Raw genomic sequence first — 24,988 nt, 5'->3', positions numbered from 1 at the left:
GGAAAAGACATGGACCGTTGGAGTCTGGTCGTTGTTTTTTTAGCCGTAGCGGTTGTGGTTGTTGGGCATGCACTGGAAGGTGGTAGTCTGGCGTTGCTATGGAATCCTGCCGCCGCTCTGATTGTATTTGTAGGTTCTGGTCTTGCCGCTTTTGCGCAAATGCCGGCTTCTTATGTCCGTCCGTTTTTTTCTATGCTCTCCTGGCTGGTTGCACCCACCCAGTATTCCTATGACGGTATGGTGAATAAACTCGTCACCTGCGGTAATGCACTGAGGCGCGATGGCATTCTGGCGCTTGAGCGCCTGGCTAATACCGAAACTGATCCTACCTTTAAGAAAGCACTCACTTTATTGGTCGATGGCTACGATACCGACATTATGAGAGCAACAATGGAACTGGAGCTGAAAACCCAGGCTGAGCGCGACCTCGATATTATTAATGTTCTGGATAACCTTGCGGGCTATTTGCCAACGCTGGGGATTGTTGGTGCTGTTCTCGGCCTGATGCAGGTTTTGTCGAATATTCAACAACCTGAAGCATTGGCAAGTGGTATTGCCACAGCCTTTGTTGCGACATTCTATGGTGTTGCCAGCGCTAACCTGTTGGTTATTCCGATCGCAAACAGTCTGCGTCAGCGTGTGGCTATTCGGCGCCGTTACTACGAAGCAATGCTGTTGGGACTGTTGTCGGTTAAAGAAGGATCGAACCCGATGGCTCTGAGGTTTCGGCTGCAGGGTATTGTCCTGTGAGTCAGCAACAAGGCCCGGATCCACACCGCTGGCTGGTGTCGTATGCGGATTACATGACCTTGCTGTGTGCCTTTTTTATCATGATGTATGCATTACAACTGATTGATGAAGAAGAAGGTGCCGCGATACGTTCACAGATTGAAGCGGTATTTTCTAATAATATCCCACCCCCTCAGGTCACCCCGCCACAGCTTTCAACGCCACTGGAAGAAGGAAATGGTCTGAAGCCTCTCTTGGCAGATATACGCCAACTTACTCAATTAATCGAAGAAACGGACGATATGATTGTGGAAGGAGAGCGTGATTGGATTTCGGTGTCGCTGAATGCCGATGTGTTATTTGGCCCGGGAGAAACCCGTATTCGTGACCAGGCTTTGCCGCTGATGGAGGAAATTGCTGGCCACCTGCGCAGTTGGCCGTACCCGATTAATGTTCAGGGGCATAGCGATGACACTCCAGCCCGCGGAATCAGTAACTGGGAGATCTCAGCTTTACGTGCAGCATCCGTGGTTCAGAATCTGGCATTGTATGGTGTTGCCCCGCAGCGCATGGCTGCCATGGGAATGTCGCATTACCATCCGGTTGATGATGGTGATTCGCCAGAAGCCAAATCCCGCAACCGTCGCGTGGTGATTTTTATGACTCAGGGTGACAATGAAACTCCCTGGTCGCGCCCTAATTAAGCAAATTGACACGATATTTGCTTCTCTCCTATCAGGTTATGTTGTTTGTCTAAACAATCTTCATAGCGAAGACTCAAAACAATAAGGTGAAATTTGTGCGAATCTGGTCGATAGCCAATCAAAAAGGCGGTGTCGGAAAAACAACCAGTGTGGTTTCTCTGGGCGGATTACTCGCCGAGCAGGGGAAGCGGGTGTTGCTGGTTGATTTGGATCCCCATGGTTCTCTGACAAGTTATTTCAAGCAGGATCCGGATAGTCTGGAGCGCAGCCTGTACCATTTGTTTTTCGAGCAGCGCCACAAAGATAAAGCATTTATCCAGAGCGTGTTAAAACCGACCAGCATGCCTAATGTCTCACTGTTACCAGCAACAACGTCGCTGGCAACACTGGAACGTCAGGTCAGTGGTCAGGACGGTATGGGTCTGGTTCTGGCACGGTCGCTGGCTCAGTTATGGGATGACTATGATCATGTGTTGCTGGACACGCCGCCAATTTTGGGTGTATTGCTGGTTAATGCGTTAGCGGCATGTCAGCGTCTGGTGATTCCGACGCAAACCGAACATCTGGCGATGAAGGGGTTGGAGCGTATGATTCATACTCTGAAGATGGTAATGCGATCACAGAACCGCAATTTACCGTACACCATTGTTCCTACCTTGTTCGATCGTCGTACTTCCGCCTCGTTAACGACCTTAAAAGAAATGCGCCGAATCTATCAGGACTCTCTGTGGGCAGAGGCCGTTCCGGTTGATACCCGCCTGCGAGATGCCAGTCACCAGGGGATTTTCCCGCACCAGTTGGAAAGTGCCGGACGAGGCGTACGGGCCTATCGTCATTTATTAGCCCTGCTGGAAGAATCCTGCCAGCAGGCGGAGCGATAATATGAGTAACAACCCGCTGGGCGATTACCTTGATGAGCTGCTGACTCCGTCACAACCAGCCGCGGCGGATTGGAACTCAATGCTGGCAGAAGCTGTTGAGCCGTTTAAAGAAACCGCCGGGCAGCCGGTTGAAGACGTAACACCAGCGACACTTCCAGCAACTGAATTTTCTGAGACGACAATCGAAGCGGGTAAAGAGCCGGTACTGGCGGTAAAACCTGAGTGTCTTACGGCTCACGAGCGTTACGCCGAGCTGTTAAATAATCTTCAGTTGGCTAAAGTGTTACCGCAGTCGCGGTTGCGTGATTGTGTATTGGCTTCGTGTCAGAAAACACTGGCAGAACGTCATCAGAAAGACTCAAAGTGGCAAACCATGGCGCCCGGTAATGCAGTCAAGGTCGTAATGTATGAATGACCCGATAAAGCAGAAATCCGCCAATCAGGTTGATGATGTACTGCAAGGTTATCTTGATCAGTTATTGGTGACTGCTACAGAGACACTGACGGTTGTTGATACTCAACAAACGCCAACGCCGCCCGAACCTAAAGTGACTGCACCACAGGCCAAATTGGATACGGCGATTGAATCATCGACACCAGAGCGGGTTGCCAATTCTGTCTTACAACAACAGCAACCCGCTGTTGAAGCCAGAGTGGAGCCGATTACGGTTGATAAAACAGCGTTTGCTGAGCCACAGGCTTTATCACGTACTCTGACGGTTCCTATCCAGGAAGTAGCTCTTCCGGATACTGCTGAAGTGCTGCCGCAAGTTGAACCTGAGCCTGAACCGGTAACAGAGGATGTCGCAGAGCCTGCATTACAGGTTGAGGCTGAAGTACAGCAATCTGAGCTTGCAGCGAAACCCTTGGACTGGCGCTCCAGTCAGGGGGTCGAATGTTTAATCTTCAAAGTTGCCGGATTAAAGCTGGCGATTCCTTTATCGCTATTGGGCGGTGTGCACAACGCCAGCGATAAAATTACCCCATTGTTTGGTCAGGCTGACTGGTCGCTGGGGGTGTGGCAAAGCGACGAACAGAAACTCACCATTGTTGATAGTGCTCAGCTCATTATGCCGGAGCGTGGTATCAGCCTCAGTGATCAGGGATTCGGTTTTGTGATTCAGCTGGATCGTTCGCACTGGGCGCTGGCTTGTCAGGAAATATGCGACACCATCACTCTGGTTTATGACTCCATTAAGTGGCGCGGTGATAACAGCAAACGTCCGTGGCTGGCGGGTACCGTTATCGATGAAATGTGCGCTCTGATCGACGTTCCTAACCTGATGGATATGCTCGAAGATAACACCCGTCCGGCGTGAAAATTCTCCGTTAAAAAAAAACTCCAATTCGGCTGGTACACTTTGTGCTCTCTTCTATAGTTAAGAGAGGTTTCAACGTGTTTTTGACGCACTGACCTTTCTTAGCGAGGATGTTTTATGTCAGCGATAGCCGGAAACAAGAGTGCAGACGATCCGGTTCTGCAGTGGGTGACATTCAGATTAGAGAATGAAACTTACGGTATTAACGTAATGCAGGTTCAGGAAGTATTACGCTACAGCGAAATTGCCCCTGTGCCAGGTGCGCCCCCATACGTATTGGGCATCATTAACCTGCGTGGCAATGTTGTTACCGTGATTGATACCCGACAACGTTTTGGTTTGCCGACATCAGAGACAACCGACCAGACCCGTATCGTGATTATCGAAGCGGAAAATCAGGTGGTTGGCATTCTCGTGGATGCGGTGGCTGAAGTGGTTTATCTGCGACAGTCAGAAATTGAGACCACTCCAAACGTTGGTAATGAAGAGAGTGCGAAATTCATTCAGGGTGTTTGTCATAAAAATGATGAACTGCTTATTCTGGTGGATCTCGAGAAGCTCATGACTGACGAGGAGTGGACAGAACTTCAAGGTTTATAGAGGTTTGTCATGGCGTCACTGACTCTGGTGCATTGGTTATTAATTGGAAATCTGGCTTTACTGGTCGTTGTTGGCGGCTTTATGTGGTCTTTGTGGCGACAACAGCAGTTAGAGCAGGCCAGGGTGAATGAGAGTCTGGTGGCCCTTGACGAAGCAAACCAGGCCGTTAGCCGCAGTGCGATCGGTATGGGGCGGCGTATCAAGCAGATTGAGTCACGTTTTCAGAAGGTTGAGCAAAAGGCTGTATTACCCAATGCCGATGATGCGACCTTCGAGCAGGCCTCCCGCCTTGTTGGGCTGGGGGCAACCGCCACTGAGCTGGTGGATAACTGTGGTATGGCGCGTGGCGAGGCAGAGTTATTGGTATCCCTGAAAAGACAATAACAGCGAAAGAGTGCGTACCTTTTGTTTCGTAGTCTTATAACAAAAAAATACATTGAGAGCAGATCTTCGTTCCTATACTGAAAAGTGTGGCCAATGCCTGGAGGTATATTATGAAGCTTATTCTCAGTTCTCTGATTCTGGCTGGAAGTGTGCTGACTGGTTCGGAGGCTTTGCGGTCAGATGCTTCACACGGTCTGATATCACAGCAAATTCACAACGCGACCTTTATGGAGCGTACCCCCGATTTTACCGATCTGTACATTATTCAGACTCCGGATAAAGGACGTCTGATCACCATCTACTGTAACGCTTCCTACTGCTACAAACGTCAGGGTATTAACGTCAACGTCTGATCTCTTTTATACACTGTTTGTTACGCTGATTACTCTGCAGCGATACAAAGAGAGAGATCAGCATCCAGCTTGTTGCTGTTGTAGCAATACTGTCCCAATGGAGATGCCACATGGTTCTCGTGGCGTTGTACTCCATAAAGTTCTACCTGAGGAGTTTCCACTTCGATTCCTTTAGCCAGAGAGTATTGCTGGTACAGCTTATCCGCAGAGCGTTCAGACTGCTGAATATAGTGCAGTGCCGCTTTGTCGGCGCTATCGAGAAATGCGGGTGCTTGCGTCAAGGATATGGCAGTAAGTCCTGATGCCACAGCTAGTCCAATGGTATTATCAAGAAGCGTCGCCCCTTTGACGCTTTTATGGCGTTTCATATCAACAGATCTTCCCAAACTGTTTCTTTTTGTAATTCTTATGTGGCAACTATACGGTGTTTTTTGTTAGTAAGGTAGCTGCGACTCTTTTAGAAAGCCCGGTTTGTCCTGACTATCTGGTGTGATGCTGCGTCAGTTGAAGAAAGAAACTTTTACCGATCTCGGTGGGTTTGTTATTTTATCTGCCCTGATGGCGCTCTGCCGTCAGTAATTTACTCAGGAACTGCTGTACATCCCGATGATTAGCAACAATATCCAAACCGTTTCCAGTTTATGGATACATGCATTACTGCTTGGTGCTGACCACCAGGGAGTTGATCGCACTGTGCTGCTGGAACGAGCTGGTATTGAGGCCAGCTTGCTGGATCAGCCATACGCCCGTATCAGCCTGGAGCAAACCATGGAGATATGGCGGGCGATGGAGTCGTTGTCGCCTAATACGGATTTTGGTTTGTTGATGGGGGAGCAGGTTAAGCCAAGTCATTTTCAGCTTTTTGCTGTCAGCCTGATGCATAGCGAAACACTGGAAGCTGCATTTGAAAAATCGATTCGCTACACGCGGGTCGTCAGTGATGGCGGTGAGTATTGCCTGATCAAAGACGATAAAGAAGCCGGGCTGGTATATCTGCCACAGCGTCCGGATTTTATTCGTCATCAGATTGATGCCGTGATGGTGTTGTTGCGCAGCTTTGCCAATTGGCTGGCGTGTAAATCACTGCCAATTATCCGTGTTGAGTTTACTCACCCGGAACCTGAGTCATTGGATAACTATCAACGTATTTTTCAGGCCCCTATTCATTTTGGGGCTAAACACAATGCGTTGGTGTTCTCGCCGGAAATACTGGATGAGCCGCTGGCGTTCAGTGATGACAAACTGGCGGCGATGCATGAGCAAATGCTTGAACAGCAACTGGCATTATTGCAGCAGCCGGATGCAGCGAATGTGGTTGAACACATCATCCGTTCGGCACCTTCGCTAACGCTGGAGCGCGATGAAGTGGCTGCTGAGCTGCACATGAGCCCAAGAACATTACAGCGGAAACTGCAGGAATCGAACACCAGCTTTCAGCAGTTACTGGAAAACGAGCGCAAACGCAGAGCGTGTGATTTATTGGCCAATAGCGATTTACCTCTGACACAGATCAGCGAGGAGCTGGGGTTTGCCGAAAGCAGTGCTTTTAGTCGTGCCTTTAAACGTTGGCACCAGGTGTCGCCGCTTGAATACCGACAACAGCGCCGTGGATGAATTGCCGCTCAAAAACGCCATTCCAGTGTGGCATTGATCTGTTGTTTAACAGATGACGAATCACTGATTTGTAAACTGTCTTCCTTGCGGGCATCGATGAAATCGTAATACTCCCAATTCAATTGATAGCCAGTCGAAACCTGCAGCTGACGACTGAAGCGCCAGCGATAGCTACCAGCCAAATGAAAAGCAAGATAATTAAATCCTTTTCTCAGGCCATTGTCCGCCAGGTAGTTATTTTTATCGTCCTCGAAGGTGCCGTGTCCAAGGGCGAACTGCCAGGGGAAGTTCCAGCCTCGCAATCGCTGTTGGTTGCCAATGACAATCGAGTAGTGCTGAATTCTGACCGGAGTCAGTAGCTCTGCGCTTGCAGGGGAGCGCTGCTTAATTGAGATAGGCTGCTGCAGCTGTGTGTGCTGCAAACTAAAACGATTCAGTACGGAGTAGGGGCGGAATATCTTTAATGTCAGTGCCAGCTGACGCCTGGTCTGCTTCAGTAATAAACTCTGTTGTGCTGCAAACACCTGATTGGTGGGCGTCCATAAGGTGTTTTGGCGGAATTCCCCGGTTAACTGCTGGCTACCGCCATTAGCCTCAAACAGCAGGTGATGCTGCTGTAATCGAGCCAGTGGCCAGCCAATAAACCAGCGTTGATATTTGCCGGAGCGTTCTGAACGTGAAACCTTACTGGGAGAGGATTGCTGCCATTGAATTGCCGGGAAGGAGAGTAGCCAGGTATTTTTTCCGGGTTTCAGAGCTGGGGTAAAAAAACATTGTGCCGTTAGATAGCGGTCAGAGGTGTCTTTCAGGTTATCGACGATTGGGATCTCGGATTGCAGTAACCCAGAGCCACAGCCCAGTATATGGTCAGCCAGGCACGGGACCGATAGGATGTAAAAAAAAACGGACAATAAGATGGTTCTCATTGTCCGTGTATCGGCTTAAGCGAATAAAGCTTGAGTATTCAGCTCAGTATGAGTTATTGCAGGCTTTTCAGAATCTCTAGCACATCATCGTGGTGGCTCTTGGTTTTCACCTTTTCCATGATATGCACCAGTTTGCCTTCCGCGTCGATAATAAAGGTCAGGCGGTGGATACCTTCGTACTCTTTACCCATAAATTTCTTTAACGCCCATACGCCGTAATCATCAGCGATTTTGTGCTCTTCATCGGATAAAAGTGTGAAGTTTAATTCGTGTTTTTCGATAAATTTCACCAGACGCTTCGGCTCATCCGGGCTGATACCCAGTACCACGGTGTTAGCATCTTCAAAAGCGGGTTTGGTATCACGAATGCCTTGTGCCTGGACGGTACAGCCAGGGGTCATTGCTTTGGGGTAAAAATAAAGAACGACGGTTTTGCCGCGGAAATCTTTCAGAGAAACAGTATTGCCATCCTGATCAACGGTAGTGAAATCCGGTGCCGCTTTACCAACTTCCGGCAGATTTAATTTGCTCATACAGTGCTCTTGTTTTCACTTGAATAAAACAATAAGGCTACCGTAAAAAGAAGGGAAATCAACCGCAGGAATATCAGGGTTTCCTGCGGCTGTGATGCAACCGTTACAGGTTAATACACTGCTCTTTCAGGTAAGAAGTCAGTGTTTCTTTAGCCTTATTGCCTGCCGGGCTGTTACGGAATAAGAACTCGTGTGTTTTATTTTCCATAACCAGTAATACGTCAGCGCAGAAGTCACCGTCGTGTTCAGCGCGAACCGGACGCATGCGAGCTTCAACCAGGGTATTCAGGTTGATGTAGAAATCGCCAGGAATTTCTTCCAGGTGCTCGCGTGCGCTCATACGTACCATGGCAACATTCGGAGTAATGCAGATATAAGACATGCTGGGTTCCCTTTTCTAACTTGTTGTTAATTTGTTTGTTAAGGACGAATTTGATGTTAGATCAAGGAAGAGGAAAAGAAATTGATTTACAGCAGGGAATTAGCCCTGCATAAATTGCGGGAATAAGGCTCAGTCGATTTTGATTTTAAGATCCGACTTTGGAATGCAGCAGCAAGGCAGGATTTCATCGTCGTTAACCCAGGCCATCGGCTCTTCGTTGTAATGCACTTCGCCTTCCAGTAGCTGTACCCGGCAGCTGCCACAGTAGCCTTCACGGCATTGATAATGCACTTCGACGTTTTGTGCTTCCAGCGAATCCAGCAGTGTGTGAGCATGCTGAAACTGAACCGCCTGGGTACTGTCACTGTTCAGACTGTTTTGAATCTCTACGGCATAAACCGGCTTGGCCATGCCTTCGAGTTCGATCTGAGGGTCTGCATCTGGCTGTTCCGGATTGGTTTCCGGCAGATACAGCTCACCCTGAACACCAGCATCTTCCGCAGCTGGCGTTAAAGCTTCTAACTCGAACTGATCACCAACGCTCTCGGCGGCTGGTGTCAGTTTGAAATCATCAGATTTATTTTCAGGCATGTGTAAGGCTGCAGCAGACATCCGTTTCGTGTCCCGTTAAAGATAAAAGTCCGGTTTACAGGTCGAAGTCGCCGAAGTCGCTGGTATCGACCTCGCTGTCGATCGCGCCTACCAGGTAGGAGCTGATTTCGGCTTCCTGAGGAGCAACCTGAACGTTGTCGCTGTTTAACCAGGCATTAATCCACGGCAGTGGGTTGTTTTTAGTTTCGAAGATCGGATCAAAACCTAATGCGCCAATACGCTGGTTAGTAATGTATTCCACGTACTGACACAGAATGTCTTTGTTCAGACCAATCATGGAGCCGTCTTTAAACAGATATTCGGCCCACTCTTTTTCCTGCTCGGCAGCTTCGCGGAAAATAGTGACCATATCGTCGCGACATTCTTCAGCAACTTCGGCAAATTCCGGATCGTCTTTACCACGCGCCATAATTTGCAGGATATGCTGAGTACCGGTTAAGTGCAGTGCTTCATCGCGGGCAATCAATTTAATGATCTTGGCGTTACCTTCCATTTTTGCACGTTCAGCAAATGCAAAAGAACAAGCAAAGCTGACATAGAAACGAATCGCTTCTAATACGTTAACGGAAATCATCATGCGGTACATACGACGCTTTAACTCGCGCAGATTTACCTCGATGGTTTCACCGTTAATAGTGTGAGTACCTTCACCCAGCTGAATGTAATAATTCGACAGCGCGATAAACTCATCGTAATGCTTAGTCACAGACTCAGCACGTTTGGTGATGTGTTCATTTTTAGTGATGTCATCAAAAATCTCGGCCGGATTTGGCACGATATTACGAACGATATGGGTGTAAGAACGGCTGTGAATTGTTTCACTGAACGACCAGGTTTCAATCCAGGTTTCCAGCTCCGGCAATGAAACCACTGGCAATAACGCAACGTTTGGCGAACGCCCCTGAACCGAATCCAGCAGCGTCTGATATTTCAGATTAGAAACAAAAATATGTTTCTCGTGCTCTGGCAGATCGAGGAAATCTTTACGGTCGTTGGTTAAATCCACTTCTTCCGGACGCCAGAAAAAAGACAGTTGTTTTTCGATCAGATTTTCGAAAATTTTGTGTTTTTGCTGGTCGTAGCGCGCGACGTTCACCTGCTCACCAAAAAACATTGGCTGGGCGAACGTATCAAATTCGTTGCGGTTAAAAGTGGTATAAGCCATTACAGTGTTCTCAGTGGTTACGCCGTTATTCAATGATACGGCGTAACCGGGTTACTCTCATTAATTAGTTTGAAGATCTGACTTGAAATCAGATCTTACAAGCGCCGCCTTCACAGCCATCATCTTCTTTTTCAACCGCTTGTGGGTCTTCCATACCATCACGGGTGTTGTGGTAGTACAGAGTTTTCAGGCCGTTTTTATAAGCGGTCAGCAGGTCTTTCAGCAGTTGCTGCATTGGTACCTTGCCACCGAAGCGCGCAGGGTCGTAGTTGGTGTTGGCAGAAATCGCCTGGTCAACAAACTTCTGCATAATGCCCACCAGTTGCAGGTAACCCTGGTTGTCCGGGATTTGCCACAGCAGCTCGTAGTTGTTTTTCAGCTTGTCGTAGTCAGGTACAACCTGCTTCAGAATGCCGTCTTTACTCTGCTTAACGCTGATATAACCACGTGGTGGTTCGATACCATTGGTTGCGTTACTGATCTGAGAAGAGGTCTCAGATGGCATTAATGCGGTTAATGTGGAGTTACGCAGACCGTGCTCCTGGATCTCCTTACGCAGAGATTCCCAATCCAGCTGCAGCGCCTCATCACAGAAGCTGTCCACTTCCTTCTTGTAGCTGTCGATTGGCAGAATGCCCTGGGCATAAGTGGTGTCGTCAAACAGCTCACATTTGCCTTGTTCTTTCGCCAGCTGGTTAGAGGCTTTCAGCAACCAGTATTGAATGGCTTCGAAAGTACGGTGGGTCAGGCCATTGGCGCTGCCGTCTGAGTACTTAACACCGTTCTTAGCCAGATAGTAGGCATAGTTAATCACACCAACGCCCAGAGTACGACGGCCCAGGCTGGCGCGTTGTGCCGCGGCTACCGGGTAATCCTGATAGCTCAGCAGGCTATCCAGTGCACGAACAATCAGGTCTGACAATTCTTCCAGCTCAGCCAGATCAGTGACGGTACCTAAGTTAAAGGCCGCCAGAGTACACAGAGCAATTTCGCCGTTTTCGTCGTTGATCTCTTCCAGTGGCTTGGTTGGCAGAGCAATTTCCAGACACAAGTTAGATTGACGAACCGGAGCACGTTTCGGGTTGAACGGGCTGTGGGTATTACAGTGGTCGACGTTCTGAACGTAGATACGACCAGTGCTGGCACGTTCCTGCATCATGGCAGAGAACAGGTCGACAGCTTTAACCGTTTGTTTACGAATGCTGTCGTCGGCTTCGTACTTAGCGTACAGCTGATCGAACAGTTCCTGATCTTCGAAGAAGGCATCGTACAGACCCGGTACATCTGATGGTGAGAACAGGGTAATGTTGCCGTTTTTGATCAGGCGCTCGTACATGGTTTTGTTGATTTGTACGCCGTAGTCGAGGTGACGTACGCGGTTTTCTTCAACACCACGGTTGTTTTTCAGTACCAGCAGGCTTTCAACTTCCAGGTGCCACATCGGGTAGAACAGGGTGGCTGCTCCACCACGAACACCGCCCTGGGAGCAGGACTTAACGGCAGTCTGGAAGTGCTTATAGAACGGAATACAACCAGTATGGAAAGCTTCGCCGCCACGAATCGGGCTACCCAGAGCGCGAATGCGGCCGCCATTGATGCCAATGCCAGCACGTTGCGATACGTACTTAACAATCGCTCCCGCTGCAGCATTAATCGAGTCCAGGCTGTCACCCGCTTCGATCAGGACACAAGAGCTGAACTGACGGGTTGGGGTACGAACACCGGCCATGATTGGTGTTGGCAATGACAGTTTGAAGCTGGATACCGCGTTGTAGAAGCGTTTGATGTAATCCAGACGACGTTCTTTATCGTAAGACGCGAACAGGCACGCAGCGATTAACACGTACAGGAACTGGGCGCTTTCATAAACTTCGCCAGTTACACGGTTTTGTACCAGGTATTTGCCTTCCAGCTGCTTAACGGCTGCATAGCTGAAGTTCATATCACGAGAGTGATCGATAAACTCGTCCATCGCCGCAAATTCTTCAGCGGTATAGTCTTCCAGCAAGTGCTGATCATAACGCTGGTCTTCCACCATCTTCTTCACATGGTCAAACAGCGCCGGTGGCTCAAAGCGACCGTAAGCTTTTTTACGCAGGTGGAAAATATTCAGTCGAGCAGCCAGATATTGGTAATCCGGTGTTTCTTCAGAAATCAGGTCGGCAGCGGCCTTGATCAGGGTTTCGTGAATTTCAGAAGTCTGGATGCCATCAAAAAACTGCAGATGTGCTTTTAACTCAACTTCAGAAACGGACACTTTGTCCAGGCCATCGGCGGCCCAGGTAACTACTTTGTGAATTTTCTCGAGGTCGAGAATTTCCTGACGCCCGTCACGTTTGCTGACTTTGAGCTGACTGTTCATGCTGATTGTGCCTGTATTCAAGGGAAACTACTCCATCTATCCCTGATAGAAATAATGTGAATCCATAGATGTTGACGCCTGGGCTAAAAGCCTGTAGAGGAAGGTCTAAGTGACTGAGTTATCGACAGATTTTTTAGGGGCGAAGCACAAGATAATGCGGTCACAGTGGGTTTTCAACCCCAATATATAGTGTGTCGCAAAAATGACATGTGGATAACTTGTGTGTAGCTGGTGGACATCATTTTCACTCTTTCGGGCAGCCGTCGTCGTGTCTGATTTGGCGTTAAAATGACATCATCAGCAAATGTTTTTTCGTTACTATGCAACAAAGCGTAACTAGGTCTAAAGTTATAGCTATATGGCCGACGGGCGAAGTATTTAAGGATTGGTAAGGAACCATGTTGAAACAAGAAAATGGTCAAAACCCAGAAGAGAACTGGCGCATTCTGATCGTCGAAGACGATGAGCGCCTGGCAACTCTCACCAAAGATTATCTTGAAAGTAATGGCTTAAAAGTCTCAGTAGAAGGGGATGGCAGTCGCGCAATTGAGCGCATTAAAACCGAACAGCCAGATTTGGTGGTACTGGATCTGATGCTACCGGGAGAGGATGGCTTAGCGGTATGTCGCATCGTGCGTCCTTACTATAAAGGCCCGATTCTGATGTTAACGGCCCGAACGGAAGACCTGGATCAGGTGCTTGGTCTGGAGATGGGAGCGGACGATTACGTCGCTAAACCAGTTCGTCCACGTGTGCTGTTGGCGCGTATTCGTGCCTTGTTGCGCCGCGTTAAAGAAGAACCGGAGCAGGAAGAAATTGAAGCCGGTGGTGATAACCGTCTTACCTTCGGCAATCTGGTGGTGGATAACGCCATGCGCGAAGCCTGGCTGGACGGCCAGAGCATCGACCTGACCAGCGCAGAATTCGATTTATTGTGGTTGCTCAGCTCCAGTGCCGGACGTGTACTGACCCGGGAAGAGATTTTCCATCAGCTGCGTGGCATTGAGTATGACGGCCAGGATCGCTCCATTGATGTACGTGTCTCGCGTATTCGTCCGAAAGTCGGCGATGATCCGATGAACCCGAAACGTATCAAAACCGTACGTTCCAAGGGTTATCTGTTCGTGAAGGAAATCTGAGCGCGGGAGACAGCGTATCTTTATACGGGTTTATTCCGGACTGTTAGCAGCCCTGCTGGTGGTGGGGTTCTTATGCATGGCTGCGCTGCAGCTGGTTAACTTTGTCCGTACGGCACAATTCAACGAAGACATCGTCAGTGGCAGCTTGTTTATGCTGGCCCAGCGGCTGGAAGAAAATCCCGCCGCGTTGCAGGAGTTATCGGCATTGTTTGATGCTGATATGCAGATTTTGCCATTGGCGGAAGCACGCACCGATCTCGACGATTATCAGATTCATCGGCTGATTCGTGGTCAGGTACTGATTTTTCGCACCAACGATGGCCGCAGCGTACGGCTGCTCAAAGATCTGAGTCAGCAGAGGGTACTGGATATCGAGCTGAATGCGGTGACGGATATTCAGGCCCAGGCCGCTGCGTTTCTGTTAATGCAGGATTTCCGCCGCAGCGGGCTGGATATTGAAACCTTCCTGAAGCAGGTGCAGCCGCAATTTGGCTTCCCGCTGAAAGCACTCCCTTATGATCAGCTTAATCTGACTGAAACCGATAAAGGCCGGATGCTGTACGGCGATATCCTGGTACGGATATCGATTGAGGGTAACAGAGCCGAAGCGTTAGCTAAGCTGCCCGGCGAAGAGCGTGCTTTGGTCGTCGGGCCAATTAATGCGTTTAATCCCTATTCCTGGCAGGCCATCGCAGTGATCGCCACCATCGGTATTATGCTGATTGGACTTGGGGTTTATTGGGTGGTGAACTCTTTCGAAACGCGTTTACGTAAACTCGAACAGGCGACCAGCCGACTGGCGCAGGGGCATCTTAATGCCAGGGTTGCTGTTACTGCCGCTGATCCTGTCAGCCGTCTTGGCCAGGCTTTTAATAAAATGGCGGAGCACATTCAGCGTCTGATCTCGATTCAGCGGGAGATGGTGCGTGCTGTATCCCATGAGTTAAGAACGCCGGTTGCGCGTATCCGTTTCGGTGTGCAGATTATCGAAGATACTGTGTTTGACGATCCGTTTGTTGCGAAACAGCTGAAGGGGATGGATTCGGATATCCAGGAGCTGGATGAACTGATTGATGAGATTCTTACCTATGCCCGACTGGAAGAAGGGGGGCCAATCCTTGATTTCCAGAAGGCCAACATTGCCGATATTGCATTACAGGTAGTTGAAGAGGCACGACCGCCGGAAAAAGTAACGGTGGGTTATGTTGGGGTTGAGCCCGACAGCAGTCATATGGCGGAAGTTGAACCACGTTATGTTCACCGGGCCATTCAGAATCTGGTGGGGAATGCCGGTCGTTACGCTAACTCTCGGGTTCAGGTGAACTGTACCGTTGGTACCGATACTTGCCGCGTTGATGTGGAAGATGATGGCCCGGGTATTCCTGAAGAAGAGTGGGATCGCGTGTTTACCGCCTTCGCGCGGCTGGACGACAGCCGCACCCGTGCCTCGGGTGGTTATGGCCTTGGGCTATCAATTGTGCGCCGTATTGCTTATTGGCATGGTGGCCGCGCGATGGTTTCCCGCAGTGATGCTTTAGGTGGCGCCAGATTTAGTCTTATCTGGCCAAGAAGGCATCAGGAGTAACAGTTCAGTTAAGCTGAAAACACAAAAGGTTACATTTGAAAACGTATTTGCTACAGACCGTGCACAGTATTAACGGCACTATAGCTCCTGCGTATCCCTAGGAGACGTGGTGAGAATGTAGCGAAGAAATTCGCTTTTTGGGGCCTGAATTTCAGGCCCTTTTTTTATGCCTGCCATTTACCTTCGTTAATCAATTCTGCTCTTCAGCCGGTAAAATGCCGGATAAATGTTTAAAGCTGCTTTCCAACGCCTGTTGCAGGAAATCCTGAATATAAGACGTGTCTGCCTGTTCTTTTCGGATGGCAGCGTACAGTGTTGGCCAAACGCCTTCGTCTCCTAGCGGTCTGCTGGTAATCAGGCTGGCGTCCAGATATGGCTGTAATGCCCAGTTTGGTAAACAGGCAACACCACGGCCACTGGCAACCAGCTGCACCATCATCAATGTTAACTCTGTCTGCCGCGTCATTTGTGGCTCAATACCATGTGGCGTCAGGAAGCGTTCAAAGATATCCAGACGCTTTCTATCCACCGGGTAGTGAATCAGAGTTTCCTGCTGCAGGTCGATTGGCACGATACGGCTTTGACGCGTCAGTGGATGCTGATTGGCGATGGCTAACAGCGACTGGTAGCGAAACAGCGGCTGGTAATGAACATCGCTGTGGGCTTGTGGGTCTGAGGTAACGACCAGGTCTATGTCGCCGCGGATGAGTGCCGGAATGGGCTCAAAGTTGAAACTGGTGCTCAGGTCGATCTCGACTTCAGGCCAGTGGTCGCGAAAACCATTGATGGCAGGCATCAGCCACTCGAAACAGCTGTGGCATTCGATGGCCATGTGTAAGCGACCAACATCTCCTCCAGCCAGTTTTTTCAGGTTACGTTCGGTATGTTGGACTTGAGGTAATACCTGATCGGCGAGTTGTAACAATTCCAAACCGGCACGGGTAAAGCGTAACGGTTTGGTTTTACGTAAGAATAACGATACGCCAATGCGCTCTTCCAGGTCTTTCAGCTGGTGTGACAGGGCAGACTGTGTCAGATGCAAGCGGCGGGCAGCTTCAACCAGCGTTCCGCCATCACGCAGCGCGGTGAGCGTGCGCAGGTGTTTGATATCCAATAAGGACATGAGTAACTCTCAGCTTTTTCCAGCTTTATATGTTATTCCTTCATAACCCCTGTTGGAAGCGGCGAATAATATTACTTTGTTCTTCCATCAGTGAAGACAGCTCATCACAATGGCCATTCATGTCTTGCGCCAGCTTTTCAGCTTCGTCCGACAGCCCTTCCAGTTGTAACAAATGTTGAGAAATATCATTAGCCGCTGAATTCTGCTGATCAACCGCCACGCTATTGGCACCGGCAATTTGCTGAATATCGGCCAATTCATTGTTAATGGTCGAAAAGACCTCGGTAACTTGCTGGGCGTTGGCCAGCGTCTGAGCGGTTGATTCCTGGCCTTTCTTCATCGCCTTAACTGCGTGTTCACTGTGTTGGTTAAGGCCGTTAACGATGGTCTGAATTTCGCCGGCAGATTCCTGAGCACGCTGTGCCAGGGTGCGTACTTCATCGGCAACAACGGCGAACCCCCGGCCTTGTTCGCCAGCGCGCGCCGCTTCGATCGCTGCGTTTAATGCCAGCAGGTTGGTCTGCTCGGCAATATCGCTGATCGCTTGCAGAAAACGATTAACCGCCAGGGTTTCTTCAGCCAGATCTTCAATGGCACTGGCAGTAGTTTTTAACTCCTGCTGAAGTGTTCCGGTTTGGTTCATCATATCGTTGATATTATTCTGGCCGCGTTGAGCGGTGGAAGAAGCCGTGTTGCTGGCATCACTGGATTGCTGATTGTTTTCAGCCAGCTTGTCGGCAGCAGTCTGTATTTCCTGACTGGTACGTTCAACTTCGACGGTATAGGTGTGTTGCTGTTTCACCCGGCTCAGGGTGTCACTCGACAGTTTTACCGTATTACTGGTAGCCGCTTGTAGCCGTTCGGTGTTGTCGGCGACTCTGACCAGTACCGTTTGTAAGCGGCGGTCCATGGTATGCAAGGCAAATTCAATGTCACCACAGACATCGGTTCGACCGGTATAAATCCAGGTCATCAGGCGGGTGTCGGCAACCCGACGTGCTTTCTCACTGATACTGTTCATTTGAAAGCGGCTTAACCAGAGCGAAAACAGGCTGGCCACAAAAGCCAGGGCCGTTATCAAAGGCCCGGCGGAGCCAATGATCAGAGCTGCCAGGACCAGCAGCCAGGGAGCATATAGCATGGCATAAGGTTTAATGTTCGAACTGCTGGGAATAGGCGCTTTTCCCTGATTAATCCGGCGGTAAGCTATCTCGGCACGTTCTACTTGTTGCGCTGAAGGCTTAACCCGCACAGATTCATAACCAACGACCTTTCCCTGGTCGTAAAGCGGTGTCACATAAGCATCAACCCAGTAGTGATCACCATTTTTACAACGGTTTTTGACAATGCCAATCCAGTGGCGGCCATCTTTCAGCGTATTCCACATGTCATCGAAGGCGGCGGGTGGCATATCCGGATGACGCACGAGGTTGTGAGGGCTGCCAATTAACTCGTCACTGGAGAAACCGCTGATATCGACAAAGTGGCGATTACAGTGAGTAATGACGCCTTTCAGATTAGTGGAAGACACCAGGTGGCAGCCATCTTTTAACTGCACTGCTTGTTGAGTAATTGGTTGGTTATTTCGCATGCTTTTGCTCAAAAAATATACTGCTAACTAATATAGCTGAATTAGCGGTTTTTTCCTGAACAGGAGTTGAGCATACAGAAAAACTTGGTTGCTCAAAGGCTTAGCAGTAACATTCGAATCAAAATAAACAGGAACATACTCATGCCACGTTATTTACTGAGCCTGGATCAGGGTACAACCAGCTCCCGCGCAATTATTTTCTCCGATAAAGGTGAAATTCTGGCCACTGGTCAACAGGAATTTACTCAGCACTTTCCACAACCAGGTTGGGTTGAACATAACCCGGCTGAAATCTGGCAAACCACGCTCTCCAGTGCCCAAAGCGCGATCAGTGAGCTTGGCTGTGATGCTTCAGAGATTGCTGCAATTGGCATCACCAACCAACGCGAAACCACACTGGTATGGGATCGTGCCAGCGGTGAACCGATATATCCGGCAATTGTCTGGCAGGACCGCCGTACTGCAGAGCAATGTCAGGCGTTAAAAGATCAGGGCCTGGAAGACAAAGTCGCTGCAAAAACCGGCTTATTGCTCGATCCGTATTTTTCGGCCAGTAAAATTGCCTGGATTCTTGATCACGTCGATGGCGCCAGAGAGCGTGCCGAAAAAGGTGAACTGGCATTCGGTACCGTCGACACTTATTTATTGTGGCAACTGACCGGTGGTAAAAGCCATGCGACAGATGCAACCAATGCGTCAAGAACGCTGGTGTTCGATATCCACAACCAGCAGTGGGATGACGAGCTGCTCGAATTGTTCCGGGTGCCAAAAGCGATATTGCCGGAAGTGAAAGACAGCGCAGCGGATTTCGGTAAAACACAGCAAGCGTTGTTTGGCGCTGAAATTACCATTGGTGGTATTGCCGGAGACCAGCAGGCAGCGTTAATTGGTCAGGCCTGCTTCAAGCCAGGAATGGCGAAAAGCACGTATGGCACCGGATGCTTTATGGTGATGAATACCGGCGAGCAGGCGCTGCAGTCAACCAGTCGTTTGTTAACGACAGTGGGCTATCGTATCGATGGTAAAACCACCTACGCCCTGGAAGGCTCAATCTTTATGGCGGGTGCCACGATTCAGTGGATTCGTGACGGCCTGCAGTTGATTGATAATGCCAAAGAGACTCAGCCTCTGGCGGAACAAACCGGTTACGACAACCCGGTTTATATGGTGCCTGCTTTTGCTGGTCTTGGTGCTCCTTACTGGGATCCACAAGCGAAAGGCGCCATCATGGGCTTAACCCGGGATACCGGCATTAAAGAAATTGTGACCGCGGGTTTGCAGGCCGTGTGTTATCAGACCCGTGACCTGTTAGAGGCGATGGCAAAAGATGGGGTAAAACCCGCCGAGCTGAGAGTCGACGGCGGTATGGTGGTGAATTCCTGGCTGATGCAATTCCTGTCAGACACTCTGGCGCTGAACATTACCCGCCCGCAAGTAACTGAAACAACGGCTTTGGGCGCTGCATTCCTGGCAGGTTTACAGGTGGGTATCTTTGACAGCCTGGAAGACGTCGCAACCTTATGGGTACACGAACAGGAGTTTGCTCAGCAACTGGACGATGACACTCGTGAGCGCTTGTATCGCGGTTGGCAGGAAGCGATCAACCGGGTGCGTACGCAGCAGTAAAAATACGGATATTAGTCATATTGAATAAACACCAACTCCGGATTGGTAATGACAATCTGGAGTTTGGTAACTTTACGTAATATGACATAGCCGTATAGTTTTTAATCACTATAATCGGCGGCTTGTTCTTATGCATGGGATGCACTCGTGGGACAGCTTCATAAAGACATAACCCGTCGCCATGGTTTGGCTACGGCAGCTTCAGCCATATTCAGCCTGTTGTTATTGTTGGGTTATTTTCTGCAGCTCACTCAGTTGACGTTTGCGCAGCTGGTGGTGATCTTCTGCAGCTACTGGAGTGTCCACCTGCTGATGCTCTATTGGGTAATCAGCGGCCGCAGCCGACGCTTTTCTGACCCCAGCCTCACTTTACCTTTTATGCTCTGGAGTATCCTGTATATCTCCGTGATGCTGCTGTATGCCAAAGAGCTGCGCCCGGTATTGATGCTGGCCTACCTGGCGGTAATGCCGTTTGGTGTATTTCGCCTGAGCTGGAAGGAATATCTTGGAATTTGTCTGTTCGCTATGAGTTGTTACACCGGTGTGGTGCTGTATCTGCAGCACAGTGGTGGTGGCTTGTGGATTCCTGAGTTGGAGGCTTTTCTTGGTATTACCTTTCTTGCCTGCATTATGGCGTACACCGTTATCGGTCGTGAATTTACCATTTTGCGGGATGCCTATAAGCGCAAAAACAGCGAGTTACGCCGTGCTATGGCACGGATTGAAGAACTGGCGATTACCGATGAGCTGACGGGGTTGTACAACCGCCGTTATCTGATTCGTACGCTGGAAAAACAGCGAGCCTTAGCCAATCGCGAAGGGCTGCCATTTGTGTTGGCGTTTGTCGATATTGATCACTTTAAACAGATTAATGATGTTCATGGTCACCGCATCGGTGATCAGGTCCTGGCGGAACTTTCATTGCAGTTAAAAATGTCGATTCGTGAAGTGGATCTGGCGGCGCGTTACGGTGGTGAAGAGTTTGTGCTGCTGCTCAGTGGTTTGGCGCTGGAAGATGCTGGTCGGGTGTTGGATCGTATTCGTGTCAGAGTGACTGAGAAAGGGTTTTCGGAAGTGAATATTCCCCTTACTGTTTCAATTGGTGTTGCCCAATTCCATCCCGGGGAAGATTGTGAAGAGTTACTTAACCGCGCCGACCGGCTGCTTTACGAAGCAAAGCGTGCCGGTCGCAACCGGGTCAAAATGGAACCGGTGGAGATGCCGTTATTCACGGAAACCATCTCCTGAGGTCAATTACTTCGCGAGGTGAGCGGCTAACTCCTCGCTGCCGCCGATGTGTTGTCCGGCGATAAATACCTGAGGTACGGTCTCACGACCTGTCATCGCGCGCAGTGACGTGATGCTCGCATCACGACCCATCAACAGTTCTTCGTACTCCAGACCGGCAGCTTTCAGGTCATCTTTGGCTTTGGCGCAGAATGGGCAGCCTGGTTTGGTAATGATGGATACGGACTGCGGCAACTCAGCATTTGCGTTGATGTAGTTCAGCATCGTATCGGCGTCCGATACTTCAAACGGGTCACCTGGCTTTTGTGGTTCGATAAACATTTTTTCGACAACCCCATCCTTCACCAGCATGCTATAGCGCCAGCTGCGTTTGCCGAATCCAAGCTCTGCTTTATCAACCAACATACCCATGCCGTCAGTGAAGTCGCCATTACCATCAGGAATCATACGAATGTTTTCAGACTCCTGGTCAGCTGCCCAGGCATTCATCACGAACGTATCGTTAACACTGACGCAGACAATTTCATCAACGCCATTGGCCGCAAACACTTTGGCCAATTCGTTGTAACGTGGCAGGTGTGTGCTTGAGCAGGTTGGAGTGAATGCACCGGGCAAGGAAAACACGACAACCGTTTTTCCTTTGAAGATTTCATCGCTGGTTACCGTAAGCCAATCGTCACCAGAGCGGGTTGGCCAGCTAACGGATGGGACGGTTTGGCCTTCTTTATTTTCTAATGCTGACATGCTGTTTTCCTCGGGAGTAAATCCATGTGATTAATTTGATGGGTTTAGTATGGTTGATAGTTTGTGTATTGGTAAAATAAATTAATTCGATGGGTTTTTAAGAAAATAGCTATCTATGATTCTAACCCGGATTCCGCCAACGAGGCACTAAGGGTATAATCCGCCGCTCAAATCGATTGGGTATCAAAATGTTAATTGAAAACAGCTCAGATCTGATTCAGAGCGTCGAACAGGGAAAACTGGCTTCAGGAAAGCAAGCCGATCTGGCGCAACTGATTAACGGCCAGGTGCTGGCTATCAGCGATGACGCACTGGCTTTGTTCGGCCGTATTGAAGATGTTGCTGATGAGTTAGGCAATGGCCTGCACGGTAGTGTCGTGATTCCATCCGAGTTTCAGCTGAGCCTTGAAAATGGCTGTTATTTGCAGGAGCACCGTGCTGGCTATGTCGGCCTGAGCTCAGAACGGGTGTTGTTGATTACTCTGAATGATATCCAGATGTTCCCCTCTAAGCAGGATGCGTTAGCTAATCGTAACGAAATTCTGCGTCTGCCGCTGGGTTAAAACTGGTTATCCCAGCTCCTCTGATGGCATTAAGCTGTGACTGCCGCGAACACAATTTCTGCCATCGTGTTTGGCCAGATACAGGGCCTGATCGGCTAAATCATAATGTTGATGCAGTTGTTCCGGGTCGGTTGGAACCTGAGAGTGAAAACCAATACTGATGGTGACTGACAGCTCTTTATTACCATCACGGACGATCAGACGCTCAACCTGTTGTCGCAATTGCTCGGCAATGAGTGCAGCGCCATCGTCGGGCGTATCCGGCAATAAGGTCGCAAATTCTTCACCACCGTAACGATATACCTCGTCCATCGGCCGTTTAATCACTTTATCCAGTGTGGTTGCTACTTTCTGTAAAACCAGATCACCGATCTGATGGCCGTGGTTGTCATTGAATTGTTTAAAGTGGTCGATATCGATGAGTAGCAACGAAAGCGGTGTTTTCTCCCGGTAAGCGTCATGAAACAGAGTATAGAACTGCTGATCAAAGCAGCGCCGATTACGTATCTGCGTTAGTGCGTCTGTGGTCGACTCCTGTTGTAAGCGGTGGTTAACCTTTTCCAGATCTTGCGTTCGTTCTTTCACCTTCTGATCCAGCACTTCATTGGCTTCACGCTGCATATTAATAATCACATCCTGTGCTGCCATCAGTGCATGACGCTCGCGGTTATGGCGCTCGGCCAGACTCAATGCCAGCAGGATAACCTGGGCCATACTGCCGATTTCAATGGCATGTTCGGTCAGTAAGGTAACCGGGACGACGCCAAACTTTTGCAGTGAATAAATCAGGAAGCCAAAAATCAGCAGGCTGAAGGCCAGAAAGAACAGCAGCACATCACGTGAGCGTGTGGTATGCCAGAGATAAGCGCCATTAACCAGGGCCGACAGACTCATCACGACGGCCAAAGCCGCCAGAGCCCGTATCATCCAGGGATAAGGTACAAAAAATGAAGCAATGGCAGCGATGATTGCCAGTGAGATGTAGGCGATAAATATGCGGTAGGTTTTCCGGCTCAGATTTTTCAGGCGTAAAAAAGTGATGCCGAAATAAGCCATACAGCTGGCTGTTGCAGCCAGGGAGAGTAACAGCATCCGATCGTTCAGCGCAGGGGCGTTGGGCCACAGCAACGCAAATGTCCAGCCATGCATGGACGCCATTAATAAGGCAAATGAGCCAATCGTGATCGAATAGATCAGGAAAATACTGTCGCGGGAGAAGGCGTAAATCAGCAGGTTATAAATCACCATTGACGCCAGAACAGCATAGAAAGCAGCATCAAAAGTGACAAAAGCCAGTCGTTGCTGCCAGTAGCTGTTTTCTTTGTAGAGGCTGATGGGCAGCTGAATTGAGCTATCGGATTTTACCTTGATATAGATCCAGTCAGCTTGCTGCAGACCACTGAGAGGAAAAACAAACTCAGGGACGGCTACCGGCCTGCTGGCAAACGGCAGATTGTTTCCGGTTACAAACGTTTGTTGAGCTTGATCCTGGGCGACAACAAATAAAGAGAGTTGATCGAGCAGCGGGTATTTCAGCTCCAGCATCCAGTCATCCGCGCGATCCAATGCCAGATCTTTAATGTTGAGCCGAAACCAGAAAGTGTGTTCGCTGAAGCCAAAGTTGATGCCCTTAGCATCAATTTGTTGCCAGGCGTCTTCCGGGAGTTGCAGCGTTTGTTGCAGATTGAGGTTTTGGCTTGAATGAAATACCTCAGCAAATACCGAATCGTGTTTGTTTGGCCAGTCACCGGATGGTAATAAGCTGGCTGCGAATGCTCCGCTGGCCACAAGTGCAAGCAACAGAATGAGTCGGGAGGGAAGTGACATAAACGCGCGTTAACTGATGTTCTCAGAGCCAGTATAGACGGCATTTCTGACATTGACCCTGACTTGGCGCCTGGTTTATGGTTCACAGCAATAGCAACAGAGTGGATATCAACAGTGACTAGCAGCAGTTTTCAGACATTTGTAATTGGCGCCGAACAGCCTGTAGGCCAGTACCTGGCGCGCAGTCTGAGTGGCCAGGGGCTGATGTATAAAAGCATCGCACTGGAGAGCCGCGACAAGCTGCCGGTAACGCCGGGCGGACGTCCTTTCTTTGTGATTGTTCCTGCGCTTCAGAACGACAGCATTGATCATGCTGCTTACTGGCTGGAGCGGGCGCGGGAAATAGACGCTTGTGTGGTATTGCTTTCCTCACTGATGGTATTTCCGTACCGAGCTGATTCCGTCGTTACCGAAGCATCGACTGAGTTCGCAGAAGGAGAGTTGGCTCAGGCATTATTGAAGCTTGAAGAGCAGGCCCGTCAGAGCGAGCAGTATGTCATCCTGCGGGCAGGACAACTGTTGTCATTGCAGGGGGACGATTTCTCCAGTCAGTTGTTGGCGCATGCCCGTCAGCAGCAACAGCTTGATGTTGATATGCAACGACTGTTTGACCCAACTCCAGCCGATGACGTTGCGGATGTGATTCTGGCGATGATTCGTCAGGTGGTGTGCAGCGATGACTTGTTTGGCACTTACCACTTCAGTGGTGTTGAGCCTGTCTCAGCTTATGCCTTTGCCGAAGTGATTCTGGCGCAGGCCGGGCAGTTTGAAGATCTGTCGCAGCTGGAGCTGAAATCTCAGGAAGGTGGGATGATGCCGGAATTATGGAGTGTTTGTTCTGACAACACGTTGTTGTTCCACACCTTTGGTATCAAAGAAAAGGCATGGCGCCAGAGTGTTGGTCGATTATTGAAGCGTTACTACCGGGTGGATGAGTCGACTCAGAGCTAGAGGCGGCTCATTAATTGGGGGGAGAGT

26 protein-coding genes are annotated in these 24,988 nt (G+C 49.6%); 15 read left to right on the top strand and 11 right to left on the bottom strand.

What is annotated here, in order from left to right; translation table 11 throughout:
• Positions 1-9 precede the first annotated feature (9 nt).
• From ACOQOZ_RS09380 to ACOQOZ_RS09345, 8 genes are all read left to right on the top strand, one after another.
• Complete coding sequence (locus ACOQOZ_RS09380; protein ID WP_420592007.1) at positions 10-750, top strand: flagellar motor protein; 741 nt, start codon at positions 10-12, stop codon at positions 748-750.
• Positions 747-1,433: a flagellar motor protein MotB gene (locus ACOQOZ_RS09375; RefSeq protein ID WP_420592006.1), complete on the top strand. Its 687-nt coding sequence runs from the start codon at positions 747-749 to the stop codon at positions 1,431-1,433. The genes ACOQOZ_RS09380 and ACOQOZ_RS09375 overlap by 4 nt, the downstream gene beginning before the upstream one ends.
• 95 nt (positions 1,434-1,528) lie before the next feature.
• Positions 1,529-2,314 carry a ParA family protein gene (locus tag ACOQOZ_RS09370; protein WP_420592005.1) on the top strand — a complete coding sequence of 262 codons (786 nt, stop codon included), beginning with the start codon at positions 1,529-1,531 and terminating at the stop codon, positions 2,312-2,314.
• A 1-nt stretch (position 2,315) separates the two neighbouring features.
• On the top strand, positions 2,316-2,729 hold the full coding sequence (locus ACOQOZ_RS09365) for a hypothetical protein (RefSeq protein ID WP_420592004.1): 414 nt from the start codon (positions 2,316-2,318) through the stop codon (positions 2,727-2,729).
• The gene (locus ACOQOZ_RS09360; protein WP_420592003.1) at positions 2,722-3,633 is read left to right on the top strand and encodes a chemotaxis protein CheW; all 912 of its coding nucleotides are present in this window, start codon (positions 2,722-2,724) and stop codon (positions 3,631-3,633) included. Before ACOQOZ_RS09365 ends, ACOQOZ_RS09360 begins: the two co-directional genes overlap by 8 nt.
• A gap of 117 nt (positions 3,634-3,750) precedes the next feature.
• Entirely contained in the window at positions 3,751-4,233 is a 483-nt protein-coding gene (locus tag ACOQOZ_RS09355) for a chemotaxis protein CheW (protein ID WP_420592002.1), read from the top strand.
• A 9-nt stretch (positions 4,234-4,242) separates the two neighbouring features.
• The gene (locus ACOQOZ_RS09350; protein ID WP_420592001.1) at positions 4,243-4,617 is read left to right on the top strand and encodes a DUF2802 domain-containing protein; all 375 of its coding nucleotides are present in this window, start codon (positions 4,243-4,245) and stop codon (positions 4,615-4,617) included.
• A 110-nt stretch (positions 4,618-4,727) separates the two neighbouring features.
• Positions 4,728-4,970, top strand: coding sequence for a hypothetical protein (locus tag ACOQOZ_RS09345; RefSeq protein WP_420592000.1), 243 nt, complete (start codon positions 4,728-4,730; stop codon positions 4,968-4,970).
• Positions 4,971-4,999: 29 nt separating this feature from the next.
• Here ACOQOZ_RS09345 and ACOQOZ_RS09340 read toward each other — a convergent pair whose 3' ends face one another.
• A complete protein-coding gene (locus ACOQOZ_RS09340) occupies positions 5,000-5,251 on the bottom strand; it encodes a hypothetical protein (RefSeq protein ID WP_420591999.1) in 252 nt (83 codons plus the stop codon).
• Between the two features lie 325 nt (positions 5,252-5,576).
• On the opposite strand from ACOQOZ_RS09340, the gene ACOQOZ_RS09335 reads away from it, so the two are divergent.
• Positions 5,577-6,584: an AraC family transcriptional regulator gene (locus ACOQOZ_RS09335; protein ID WP_420591998.1), complete on the top strand. Its 1,008-nt coding sequence runs from the start codon at positions 5,577-5,579 to the stop codon at positions 6,582-6,584.
• A gap of 8 nt (positions 6,585-6,592) precedes the next feature.
• On the opposite strand, the gene ACOQOZ_RS09330 is transcribed toward ACOQOZ_RS09335, so the two are convergent.
• From ACOQOZ_RS09330 to nrdA, 6 genes are all read right to left on the bottom strand, one after another.
• Positions 6,593-7,495, bottom strand: a complete 903-nt coding sequence (locus ACOQOZ_RS09330; RefSeq protein ID WP_420591997.1) for a hypothetical protein — start codon at positions 7,493-7,495, stop codon at positions 6,593-6,595.
• A gap of 68 nt (positions 7,496-7,563) precedes the next feature.
• Positions 7,564-8,043, bottom strand: coding sequence for a thioredoxin-dependent thiol peroxidase (gene bcp / locus ACOQOZ_RS09325; RefSeq protein ID WP_420591996.1), 480 nt, complete (start codon positions 8,041-8,043; stop codon positions 7,564-7,566).
• A gap of 103 nt (positions 8,044-8,146) precedes the next feature.
• A complete protein-coding gene (locus ACOQOZ_RS09320) occupies positions 8,147-8,425 on the bottom strand; it encodes a hypothetical protein (RefSeq protein WP_420591995.1) in 279 nt (92 codons plus the stop codon).
• A gap of 129 nt (positions 8,426-8,554) precedes the next feature.
• Complete coding sequence (yfaE, locus tag ACOQOZ_RS09315) at positions 8,555-9,037, bottom strand: class I ribonucleotide reductase maintenance protein YfaE (RefSeq protein ID WP_420591994.1); 483 nt, start codon at positions 9,035-9,037, stop codon at positions 8,555-8,557.
• A gap of 34 nt (positions 9,038-9,071) precedes the next feature.
• The gene (gene nrdB, locus ACOQOZ_RS09310) at positions 9,072-10,202 is read right to left on the bottom strand and encodes a class Ia ribonucleoside-diphosphate reductase subunit beta (RefSeq protein ID WP_420591993.1); all 1,131 of its coding nucleotides are present in this window, start codon (positions 10,200-10,202) and stop codon (positions 9,072-9,074) included.
• 88 nt (positions 10,203-10,290) lie between these two features.
• On the bottom strand, positions 10,291-12,564 hold the full coding sequence (nrdA, locus tag ACOQOZ_RS09305; RefSeq protein ID WP_420591992.1) for a class 1a ribonucleoside-diphosphate reductase subunit alpha: 2,274 nt from the start codon (positions 12,562-12,564) through the stop codon (positions 10,291-10,293).
• 398 nt (positions 12,565-12,962) lie between these two features.
• Here nrdA and ACOQOZ_RS09300 point away from each other — a divergent pair, with 398 nt between their 5' ends.
• Both ACOQOZ_RS09300 and ACOQOZ_RS09295 read left to right on the top strand, forming a co-directional pair.
• Complete coding sequence (locus ACOQOZ_RS09300; RefSeq protein ID WP_420591991.1) at positions 12,963-13,703, top strand: response regulator; 741 nt, start codon at positions 12,963-12,965, stop codon at positions 13,701-13,703.
• A 76-nt stretch (positions 13,704-13,779) separates the two neighbouring features.
• Complete coding sequence (locus ACOQOZ_RS09295; RefSeq protein WP_420591990.1) at positions 13,780-15,288, top strand: ATP-binding protein; 1,509 nt, start codon at positions 13,780-13,782, stop codon at positions 15,286-15,288.
• A 190-nt stretch (positions 15,289-15,478) separates the two neighbouring features.
• Here ACOQOZ_RS09295 and ACOQOZ_RS09290 read toward each other — a convergent pair whose 3' ends face one another.
• Together ACOQOZ_RS09290 and ACOQOZ_RS09285 are read right to left on the bottom strand one after the other, a co-directional pair.
• The gene (locus tag ACOQOZ_RS09290; RefSeq protein WP_420591989.1) at positions 15,479-16,411 is read right to left on the bottom strand and encodes a LysR family transcriptional regulator; all 933 of its coding nucleotides are present in this window, start codon (positions 16,409-16,411) and stop codon (positions 15,479-15,481) included.
• Between the two features lie 40 nt (positions 16,412-16,451).
• Positions 16,452-18,002, bottom strand: coding sequence for a methyl-accepting chemotaxis protein (locus tag ACOQOZ_RS09285; RefSeq protein ID WP_420591988.1), 1,551 nt, complete (start codon positions 18,000-18,002; stop codon positions 16,452-16,454).
• Between the two features lie 141 nt (positions 18,003-18,143).
• Here ACOQOZ_RS09285 and glpK point away from each other — a divergent pair, with 141 nt between their 5' ends.
• Positions 18,144-19,628 (top strand): glycerol kinase GlpK, encoded by a 1,485-nt coding sequence (gene glpK / locus ACOQOZ_RS09280; RefSeq protein WP_420591987.1) that lies wholly within the window; start codon positions 18,144-18,146, stop codon positions 19,626-19,628.
• 147 nt (positions 19,629-19,775) lie between these two features.
• Positions 19,776-20,876, top strand: a complete 1,101-nt coding sequence (locus tag ACOQOZ_RS09275; RefSeq protein WP_420591986.1) for a GGDEF domain-containing protein — start codon at positions 19,776-19,778, stop codon at positions 20,874-20,876.
• 6 nt (positions 20,877-20,882) lie between these two features.
• On the opposite strand, the gene ACOQOZ_RS09270 is transcribed toward ACOQOZ_RS09275, so the two are convergent.
• On the bottom strand, positions 20,883-21,620 hold the full coding sequence (locus ACOQOZ_RS09270) for a glutathione peroxidase (protein WP_420591985.1): 738 nt from the start codon (positions 21,618-21,620) through the stop codon (positions 20,883-20,885).
• 188 nt (positions 21,621-21,808) lie between these two features.
• Between ACOQOZ_RS09270 and ACOQOZ_RS09265 the strand changes: the two genes are divergently transcribed.
• Positions 21,809-22,183 carry a hypothetical protein gene (locus tag ACOQOZ_RS09265; RefSeq protein ID WP_420591984.1) on the top strand — a complete coding sequence of 125 codons (375 nt, stop codon included), beginning with the start codon at positions 21,809-21,811 and terminating at the stop codon, positions 22,181-22,183.
• Positions 22,184-22,189: 6 nt separating this feature from the next.
• On the opposite strand, the gene ACOQOZ_RS09260 is transcribed toward ACOQOZ_RS09265, so the two are convergent.
• Positions 22,190-24,010 carry a sensor domain-containing diguanylate cyclase gene (locus ACOQOZ_RS09260; protein ID WP_420591983.1) on the bottom strand — a complete coding sequence of 607 codons (1,821 nt, stop codon included), beginning with the start codon at positions 24,008-24,010 and terminating at the stop codon, positions 22,190-22,192.
• Between the two features lie 114 nt (positions 24,011-24,124).
• Between ACOQOZ_RS09260 and ACOQOZ_RS09255 the strand changes: the two genes are divergently transcribed.
• Entirely contained in the window at positions 24,125-24,961 is an 837-nt protein-coding gene (locus tag ACOQOZ_RS09255; RefSeq protein ID WP_420591982.1) for a sugar nucleotide-binding protein, read from the top strand.
• The last annotated feature ends 27 nt before the right edge of the window (positions 24,962-24,988 follow it).

Source organism: Bacterioplanoides sp., from assembly GCF_965219715.1.
In the GTDB taxonomy this organism is placed as follows: domain Bacteria; phylum Pseudomonadota; class Gammaproteobacteria; order Pseudomonadales; family Oceanobacteraceae; genus Bacterioplanoides.
This window is presented reverse-complemented; position numbering and strand designations above follow the sequence as displayed.